Here is an 8,048-nt window from a genome sequence, read left to right on the forward strand (position 1 = left end):
GGGTTAGGGGGTGCAGGTTGGGCAGGTGCCGAAGATTTCCAGGGTGTGGCTGACGTCGGTGTAGCCGTGTTGGGCTGCTACGCGGTCGGCCCAGGTTTCTACTGCGGGGCCGGCGACCTCGACCGTTCGTCCGCAGGCCCGGCAGACCAGGTGGTGGTGGTGTCCCTCGCTGCACCGGCGGTAGAGGTGTTCGCCGCCGGGCGGGCGCATCACGTCGATCTCGCCCGCGTCGGCCAGGCCCTGCAACGTCCGGTAGACCGTGGTCAGGCCGACCCGCTCGCCGCGCTCGCGCAGCATCGCGTGCAGGTCCTGGGCGCTGTGGAAGCCTTCCATCTCGGCCAGCAGGGCGCTCACCGCCGAGCGCTGGCGGGTGTTGCGGACGGCCGTACCCTCACTCATGTCGGCACCCCGCTTCGCCGCGTGCCGCTGTGGTTGATGATCTGCTCGCTCATGAGCCCTCCCCGGCGTGGCTGACCGCGTCGGCCACGATGTGCGCCACGTGCTCGTCGACCAGGGTGTACGCGATCTCCCGGCCCCGGCGGGAACCGCGCACCACGCCGGCCCCGCGGAGCACCCGCAGGTGCTGGGAGACCAACGGCTGCGCCACGCCGAGCTTGTCCACCAGCTCGTGTACGCAGCGCTCACCGCCGGCCAGCTCGCTGACGATCGCCAACCGGATCGGCGCGGAGAGCGCGCGCAGAAGTTCGCTGGCACCCTCGTATGCGTCGTAGCCGGATCCGCTGGTCACCCTGCAACGGTAACCAATCCCGGGGCGACCGCCGGGATCAGGATCCGCGGAGCACCACCTCGTGCGGTTCGGGCGCGGGCGCCGGCACCGGTCGCTCCCGGCGCAGCCGGCGCCAGCCGGCGGCGAGCAGGGTGACCACGATGAACGAGGCGATCGCGAGCACCACCACCGAGGCGCCGGGTGCGGTGTCGGCGACCGCCGCCATCCAGATGCCCGCCCCGGCCGCGAACAGGCCGAGCGCCATCGCCATCGCCATGGTGCCGCGGAAGCCCCGGGTGACCTGTTGGGCGGTGGCCACCGGGACGACCATCAACGCGCTGATCAGCAGGACGCCGACCGCCCGCATCGCGATGGTCACCGTGATCGCGGTGGTCACCGCGAGCAGCAGGTTGAGCGTGCGTACCGGCAGGCCCGAGACCCGGGCGTACTCCTCGTCGTGGCAGACCGCGAACAGCGCGGGTCGCAGCGCGATCATCGCGGCCAGCACGGCCACGCCGAGCACCGCGATGGTGACGAGGTCGTCCCGGGACGTCGTGGTCAGCGCCCCGAACAGGTACGCGTTGAGGTTGGCACTGGTGCTGTCGGAGAGCCCGACCAGGACCACGCCGCCGGCGATGCCGCCGTAGAAGAGCAGCGCGAGGGCCAGGTCACCGGAGGTACGGCCGCGTTCGCGGATCAGCTCGATGACGATCGCGCCGAGGGTGGCCGCGATCACCGCCATGATCACGGGGGACTTCTGGAAGAGCAGGCCGGCGCCGACACCGGTCAGCGCGACGTGCCCGATGCCGTCCCCGATCAACGCGAGCCGCCGCTGCACCAGGTAGATGCCGAGCGCCGGCGCGGCCAGGCCGATGATCAGCGCGCCGACCAGGGCGCGCAGCATGAAGTCGTACTGGAAGAGACTCACCTTGTGCTCCACAGCCCGGCGGGCTCCTCGGGACCGTGCGGGTGCACATGGTCGTGGTCCGGCGCCGCGTGGTGCCCGGCCGGGTCCGGGACCGCACCGTCGTGCGCGATGAACCCCTGGTGTACGACCACCGCGCGGCTGATCAGCGGCCGCAGCGGGCCCAACTCGTGGGCGACCAGCAGCACGGTGCCCCCGTCGTCGACGAAGCCGCGCAGCGCCCCGGCGAACGCCTCCTGGCTGGCCGCGTCCACCCCGGCCGTCGGCTCGTCGAGCACCAGCAGCTCCGGCCGGCCGGCCAGGGCGCGGGCGATCAGGGTGCGCTGCTGTTGCCCACCGGAGAGGGTGCCCACCGGGTCCTTCGCCCGGTCGGCCAGGCCGACGGCGCGCAACGCCTCGGCGACGGCCTCCCGGTCGGCGCGCCCCGGCGGGCGCAGCACACCCCGTCGGGCCAGCCGGCCGGAGGCGACCACCTCGGCCACCGTGGCCGGTACGCCGCTGCCCGCGCCGAGGCGCTGCGGGACGTACCCGATGCGGTGCCACTGCCGGAACCGGCGTGCCGGCCGGCCGAACAGGGCCACCGAGCCGGCGCTGAGCGGAACCAGCCCGAGCACGGCGCGGATCAGCGTGGACTTGCCGGAGCCGTTGGCGCCGAGGATCGCGACCACCTCGCCGGTGGTCACGGTCAGCGAGACGTCACGGAGCACGGGGCGGCCGTCGTAGCCGACCACCCCGTGCGCGACGGTGATGACTTCAGATGTCACGAGCAGCTCAACGCCGTCCGCAGGGTCTGCAGGTTGGTGCGCATCACCGAAAGGTAGTCCGCGCCGTTCTCCGTGGACAGGCCCTCGATCGGATCGAGTACGGCGGTCTGGGCGCCGACCTCCCGGGCGATCGTCTCGGCGACCTTCGGGCTGACCAGGGTCTCGAAGAAGATCGTGGTGGCGCCGTGCTCGCGGGCCTCCCGGATGACCTCGGCCAGTCGCTGCGGCGACGGGTCGTCCTCCGGGCTCAGCCCGGTGACGCTGATCTGCTCCAGCTGGTACTTCTGCGTCAGGTAGCCGAACGCGGTGTGGCTGACCACGATCTCCCGGCGCTGGCAGGTCTTCAGCCCCTCGGTGAACTCGGCGTCGAGCTTCTCCAGCTCGGTGCGCAGGGCACCGGCCCGTGCGGTGTACTCGCCGGCCCGCTCCGGGTCGACGCTGCCGAGCCGCTCGGCGAGCTGGTCACCGATGGTGGCCAGCCGGGTCGGGTCGAGCCAGACGTGCGGGTCCTTCGCGCCGTCCGAGCCGCCCCCGGCGGCGTGCTCCTCGGCGTGATCCTCGCCCTCGTGGTCGTGGTCGTGGCCGCCGGCGGTGGCGTCCAGCAGCGGCTGCACGGTGGCCACGTCGAAGGCGCGGTCACCGGCGTTCTGCTCGACCGCCTCGTCCACGGCGGGCTGGAAGCCGTGCAGGAAGACGACCAGTTTCGCCTCGCTGATCTGCCCGACCTGACGCGGGTTCAGCTCCAGGTCGTGTGGCTCGGCGCCGGGCCGGGCCAGGTTGGTCACCGCCACCGCGTCGCCGCCGATCCGCTCGGCGAGGAACTGCAGCGGGTAGAAGCCGGCCACCACGTCGACCCGATCAGGGTCGGCGCCGGCCGGGTTGCCGTCGGTCGAGCAGGCGGTGACGCCGGCCAGGGCGAACAGGGTGGCCGTGGTGACGGCCAGGGCGCGCGAGGTCGAGCGGAAGGTCATGACACCGACTGTCCGCGACAACGACAATGATTGTCAAAAACGCATGCTTGCATGTCAGAGCAGCTTCACCAGACCGGCGGTGACCAGCAGGGTCAGCGCCAGCAGCCGGATCGCCCGGGTCGGTGGCGTCTGCACCCGCCAGGTGGTCACCAGCAGGGCCGCCACCGCGCCGGCGAGCAGCAGGGTGAACAGCCCGCCGAGCACCCCCGGGGTGAAGAACGCGACCAGTACCAGGAGCAGGGTGACCAGGAACACCGTCGTCGGGTTGGCCCGGGCCAGCCGGCGGGCGATCCCACTCTGCGTACGCTGCATTCCACAAACTCTACGAGGAGGAGAGCCCGGTGCTCGTGACCAACCGGTTCGTGGTCGACGACGACGCCGCGGAGGCGTTCACCGCCCGGGCCCACGCGGCCCTGACGGCGCTTGCCGCCCGGCCCGGATACCTGCGCGGACAGCTGGTCCGGGCGCTCGACGACCCCCGACACTGGTGCCTGGTCACCGAGTGGGAGTCGGTCGGCACCTACCGTCGGGCCCTCGGCGGCTTCGACGTCAAGGTGACGGCGGTGCCGCTGCTCGCCGAGAGCGTCGACGAGCCGTCCGCGTACGAGGCGTTGGCCAGCGCCGCGCCGGGCGGGGACGTGGTGGTGGTCGCCAGCGATCGGGCTGCGGGTCCTTACCGCTGAGCTGTCGGGCACTACTGTGGCTCCTATGACCGACCCCGGACCGGCAGCCCCACCGCCACACCCCTCGCTGTCCGGCCAGCCGGGACCTCAGGTCCCGGGCGAAACCGGCGTTCTGCCGGCCGGGTCCGGCGGGCCGCCCACCGGTGGCCCTGGCACCGGGCTGCCCGACGGTTTCGCTGCGCCGCCGCTGGATGGTTCCGTCCCGCCCCCGCCTCCCGGCGGGTCCGCGCCGGGCGTACCGACACCGCCGCCCGGGCCCGGAGTGGCCCCGCCGTTCGCGGCGCCGCCGACCGAGGGCGGCCGGTCCCGGCTCTGGCTCGGCCTCGGCGCCGGGGCGCTGGCCCTGCTGCTCTGTTGCGGTGGCGGCGGCGCGGCGGTGGTCGGCCTGCTGGTCAGCGGCGTGCAGGCGATCGAGGAGCAGGGCCGCACGGTTTCCGGCGACTACTACCGCGCCCTGGTCGACGGCGAGTTCGGCCGGGCATACGACCAGCTCTGCGAGGACGCCAGGCGGCGCGAGTCCCGGCAGGAATTCGAGCGCCGGGCGGCCACCGAGCCGCAGATCGCCTCCTACCGGGTCGGCGAGGTGGACACCACCACGCTCACCGTGCCGGTGGACGTGACCTTCGCCGGCGGCACCCAGGAGCGCCAACAGGTGGTGCTCAAGCAGGACCAGCAGACGGGCGGCATGGAGGTCTGCGGAGTCAACTGACCGGCCGCAGGTAATGTGCTGGGTCCGGGAGCGCACCGGTCGTACCGTTGTCCCCGAACTGTTCCAGCCATCCCACCACGTCCCCGCCGACCGCCAGTCGGCGTAGGAGGAAAAATGCCAGCCGACCGTATCGACGCCGTCGTCAGCCTCGCCAAGCGCCGGGGCTTCGTCTTCCCCTCCAGCGAGATCTACGGAGGCACCCGCTCGGCGTGGGACTACGGTCCGCTCGGCGTGGAACTCAAGGAGAACGTCCGCCGCCAGTGGTGGAAGACCATGGTCCAGCAGCGCGACGACGTGGTGGGCCTGGACTCCGCGGTGATCCTGGCCCGTGACGTCTGGGCCGCCTCGGGCCACCTGGACGCCTTCGTCGACCCGCTGACCGAGTGCCAGTCCTGCCACAAGCGGTTCCGCGCCGACCACCTGGAGGAGGCGTACGAGGCCAAGCACGGCCGCCCGCCGGCTTCGCTGGCCGAGCTGAACTGCCCCAACTGCGGCAACAAGGGCACCTTCACCGAGCCGCGGATGTTCAACGGCCTGATGAAGACCTACCTGGGCCCGGTGGAGAGCGACGAGGGCCTGCACTACCTGCGCCCGGAGACCGCCCAGGGCATCTTCGTCAACTACAAGAACGTGGAGACGGTCGCCCGCAAGAAGCCGCCGTTCGGCATCGCGCAGACCGGCAAGTCGTTCCGCAACGAGATCACCCCGGGCAACTTCATCTTCCGTACCCGCGAGTTCGAGCAGATGGAGATGGAGTTCTTCGTCGAGCCGGGCACCGACGAGCAGTGGCACGAGTACTGGCTCCAGCAGCGCTGGAACTGGTACATCGACCTCGGGCTGTCCGAGGAGAACCTGCGCTTCTTCGAGCACCCGCAGGAGAAGCTCTCCCACTACTCGAAGCGCACCGTCGACATCGAGTACCGCTTCCAGTTCGGCGGCACCGAGTTCGCCGAGCTGGAGGGCATCGCCAACCGCACCGACTTCGACCTGTCCACGCACAGCAAGCACTCCGGCGTCGACCTGTCGTACTTCGACCAGACCAAGGGCGAGCGGTGGGTCCCGTACGTGATCGAGCCGGCCGCCGGCCTGACCCGGGCGGTGCTGGCGTTCCTGCTGGAGGCGTACGACGAGGACGAGGCGCCGAACACCAAGGGCGGCGTGGACAAGCGCACGGTGATGCGCTTCGACCCGCGGCTGGCCCCGGTCAAGGTCGCGGTGCTGCCGCTGTCCCGCAACGAGGCGCTCTCGCCGAAGGCCAAGCAGCTCGCCGCCGACCTGCGCAAGCGCTGGGTGGTCGAGTTCGACGACTCGCAGGCGATCGGCCGCCGCTACCGCCGCCAGGACGAGATCGGCACCCCGTTCTGCGTCACGGTCGACTTCGACACCCTGGACGACAACGCGGTGACCATCCGCAACCGGGACACCATGACCCAGGAGCGGATCCCGCTCGACCAGGTCGAGCGCTACCTCATCGACCACCTCCCCGGCTGCTGACGGTGTAAGGAGGGGCCCGCCGGCGTACCAGCTCAACGCCGGCGGGCCCTCCGTACACTTGTCCGGTGACCGTGCCGACGACTGCTCCCGTGCTGCGCCCGCTGACCATCGGGCGGCATCAGGTGTGGCCGCCGGTGGTGCTCGCGCCGATGGCCGGCATCACCAATGTCGGGTTCCGGCAGCTCTGCCGGGAACAGGGCGGTGGCATCTACGTCTGCGAGATGATCACCACGGTCGCGCTGGTCGAGCGGAACCCGAAGACCCTGCGGATGATCGCGTTCGGGGCGGACGAGAGCCCCCGCAGCCTCCAGCTCTACGGCACCGACCCGGAGACCACCGCCGCCGCCGTGCGGATCGTGGTCGAGAAGGACCTGGCCGACCACATCGACCTCAACTTCGGCTGCCCGGTGCCGAAGGTCACCCGCCGTGGCGGCGGCGCGGCGCTGCCCTGGCGGCGCCGGCTCTTCGCCCGCCTGGTGCGGGCCGCGGTGGACGCCGCGTCACCCGCCGGGGTGCCGGTCACGGTCAAAATGCGCAAGGGCATCGACGACGACCACCTGACGTACGTCGAGGCGGGGCTGGCCGCGCAGGAGGCCGGCGTGGCCGCGGTCGCCCTGCACGGGCGTACGGCCGCGCAGCGCTACTCGGGCACCGCGGACTGGGACGCCATCGCCACCCTCAAGCAGGCGCTCGACGTGCCGGTGCTCGGCAACGGCGACATCTGGGAGGCCGACGACGCGCTGCGGATGGTGGCGCACACCGGTGTCGACGGGGTGGTGATCGGGCGCGGTTGCCTCGGCCGGCCCTGGCTCTTCGCCGACCTGGAGGCCGCCTTCGCCGGTCGCACCGAGCGGCGGCTGCCCAACCTCGGCGAGGTGGCGGTGACCATGCGCCGGCACGCCGAACTGCTGGTCGACCAGTTCACCGCCGGGGCCCGCAACCCGGCCCGGGGCGAGCGGGACGGCTGCACCGACTTCCGTAAGCACGTCGCCTGGTACCTCAAGGGCTTCCCGATCGGCAGCGAGCTGCGCCGCGCCCTGGCGATGATCGACACCCTGGCTCAGCTCGACGACCTACTCGGCAAGCTGGACCCGGCCGTGCCGTTCCCGGTGGAGACGCTGGGCCAGCCGCGCGGCCGGACCAACTCCCCGGGCAAGGTCTTCCTGCCCGACGGCTGGCTGGCCAGCCGCGACGACGACACCGTCCCCGAGGGCGCCGAGCTGGACGACTCCGGCGGCTGAGACACCAACTCCCGAACCGCTGCCACCCTGCCCCAGCGCCGACCCGAACCTGCGGACGCCGAAGGGCCGACCCCGCTCGGGGTCGGCCCTTCGGCTGCTGGCTGAATGAAAGGAAGGGGTCCTTGTTGACGCTTGGTGTGGAGGAGGGGTCCCTTCCTGACACTTGGTTGGGTTGTCAGCTGGCGGTGTAGCCGCGGGTGGCGATCCAGTTGGCCAGGTTGTCCACGCTCATCCGGTACGACGCGGTGTTCGGGTTCGCCGAGTCGGCGATCGTCACGGTCTTGCCGCCGTCGCGGTAGCCGACGACGCTGATGTAGTGGCCGCCTTCGAAGGAGTGGGTGGTGCCGTCGGTGTCGGTGGCGGTGCCGGCGATGTTGGCGACTACGGCGCGGCCGTCGTCGACGGTACGGACGACGTCGTCTCGGAGCTTGTCGGCCTGCTTGGTGTCGGCCTTGGCGCTGTTGATCTCGACGGACTTGTAGACGTTCTTACCGGTTTCCTTGTTCAGGACGGGGGTGATGTCGTTGATGGAGT

Annotated in this window: 11 protein-coding genes; 4 read left to right on the forward strand and 7 right to left on the reverse strand. The window is 71.6% G+C overall.

The window, feature by feature from the left end; all coding sequences use genetic code 11:
* Positions 1 to 3: 3 nt before the first annotated feature.
* From C1I95_RS29700 to C1I95_RS29725, 6 genes are read right to left on the reverse strand one after another with little or no spacing between them, the layout of a single operon-like run.
* Entirely contained in the window at positions 4 to 399 is a 396-nt protein-coding gene (locus tag C1I95_RS29700) for a Fur family transcriptional regulator (RefSeq protein ID WP_111218833.1), read from the reverse strand.
* Positions 400 to 448: 49 nt separating this feature from the next.
* Positions 449 to 748: an ArsR/SmtB family transcription factor gene (locus C1I95_RS29705; protein ID WP_093407467.1), complete on the reverse strand. Its 300-nt coding sequence runs from the start codon at positions 746 to 748 to the stop codon at positions 449 to 451.
* A 37-nt stretch (positions 749 to 785) separates the two neighbouring features.
* Positions 786 to 1,655, reverse strand: a complete 870-nt coding sequence (locus C1I95_RS29710) for a metal ABC transporter permease (RefSeq protein ID WP_111218845.1) — start codon at positions 1,653 to 1,655, stop codon at positions 786 to 788.
* Positions 1,652 to 2,416 carry a metal ABC transporter ATP-binding protein gene (locus C1I95_RS29715; protein ID WP_111218835.1) on the reverse strand — a complete coding sequence of 255 codons (765 nt, stop codon included), beginning with the start codon at positions 2,414 to 2,416 and terminating at the stop codon, positions 1,652 to 1,654. Before C1I95_RS29715 ends, C1I95_RS29710 begins: the two co-directional genes overlap by 4 nt.
* Positions 2,413 to 3,387, reverse strand: coding sequence for a metal ABC transporter substrate-binding protein (locus C1I95_RS29720; protein ID WP_111218837.1), 975 nt, complete (start codon positions 3,385 to 3,387; stop codon positions 2,413 to 2,415). Before C1I95_RS29720 ends, C1I95_RS29715 begins: the two co-directional genes overlap by 4 nt.
* 54 nt (positions 3,388 to 3,441) lie before the next feature.
* Positions 3,442 to 3,699, reverse strand: coding sequence for a hypothetical protein (locus C1I95_RS29725; protein ID WP_111218839.1), 258 nt, complete (start codon positions 3,697 to 3,699; stop codon positions 3,442 to 3,444).
* Positions 3,700 to 3,728: 29 nt separating this feature from the next.
* Here C1I95_RS29725 and C1I95_RS29730 point away from each other — a divergent pair, with 29 nt between their 5' ends.
* The 4 genes from C1I95_RS29730 to dusB all read left to right on the forward strand — a co-directional run bounded on the left by C1I95_RS29730 (position 3,729) and on the right by dusB (position 7,514).
* Positions 3,729 to 4,070 carry an antibiotic biosynthesis monooxygenase family protein gene (locus C1I95_RS29730; protein WP_111218841.1) on the forward strand — a complete coding sequence of 114 codons (342 nt, stop codon included), beginning with the start codon at positions 3,729 to 3,731 and terminating at the stop codon, positions 4,068 to 4,070.
* 262 nt (positions 4,071 to 4,332) lie between these two features.
* On the forward strand, positions 4,333 to 4,779 hold the full coding sequence (locus C1I95_RS29735) for an Rv0361 family membrane protein (RefSeq protein WP_233513969.1): 447 nt from the start codon (positions 4,333 to 4,335) through the stop codon (positions 4,777 to 4,779).
* A 114-nt stretch (positions 4,780 to 4,893) separates the two neighbouring features.
* Positions 4,894 to 6,273: a glycine--tRNA ligase gene (locus C1I95_RS29740; RefSeq protein ID WP_111218843.1), complete on the forward strand. Its 1,380-nt coding sequence runs from the start codon at positions 4,894 to 4,896 to the stop codon at positions 6,271 to 6,273.
* Between the two features lie 65 nt (positions 6,274 to 6,338).
* Positions 6,339 to 7,514: a tRNA dihydrouridine synthase DusB gene (gene dusB, locus C1I95_RS29745; RefSeq protein ID WP_199523971.1), complete on the forward strand. Its 1,176-nt coding sequence runs from the start codon at positions 6,339 to 6,341 to the stop codon at positions 7,512 to 7,514.
* Between the two features lie 175 nt (positions 7,515 to 7,689).
* Here the strand turns inward: dusB and C1I95_RS29750 are convergent.
* The coding region (locus C1I95_RS29750; RefSeq protein ID WP_199523972.1) for a C39 family peptidase at positions 7,690 to 8,048 on the reverse strand (359 nt) is incomplete at its 5' end.

Origin of the sequence: Micromonospora craterilacus, from assembly GCF_003236315.1 — a bacterium.
Classification (GTDB): Bacteria; Actinomycetota; Actinomycetes; order Mycobacteriales; family Micromonosporaceae; genus Micromonospora; species Micromonospora craterilacus.

What these genes read in the sequence shown, in the direction of transcription:
- C1I95_RS29740 (WP_111218843.1), top strand. Translation starts at nt 4,894, where the DNA reads ATGCCAGCCGACCGTATCGACGCCGTCGTCAGCCTCGCCAAGCGCCGG.
- C1I95_RS29720 (WP_111218837.1), bottom strand. Translation starts at nt 3,387, where the DNA reads ATGACCTTCCGCTCGACCTCGCGCGCCCTGGCCGTCACCACGGCCACC.
- C1I95_RS29700 (WP_111218833.1), bottom strand. Translation starts at nt 399, where the DNA reads ATGAGTGAGGGTACGGCCGTCCGCAACACCCGCCAGCGCTCGGCGGTG.
- C1I95_RS29725 (WP_111218839.1), bottom strand. Translation starts at nt 3,699, where the DNA reads ATGCAGCGTACGCAGAGTGGGATCGCCCGCCGGCTGGCCCGGGCCAAC.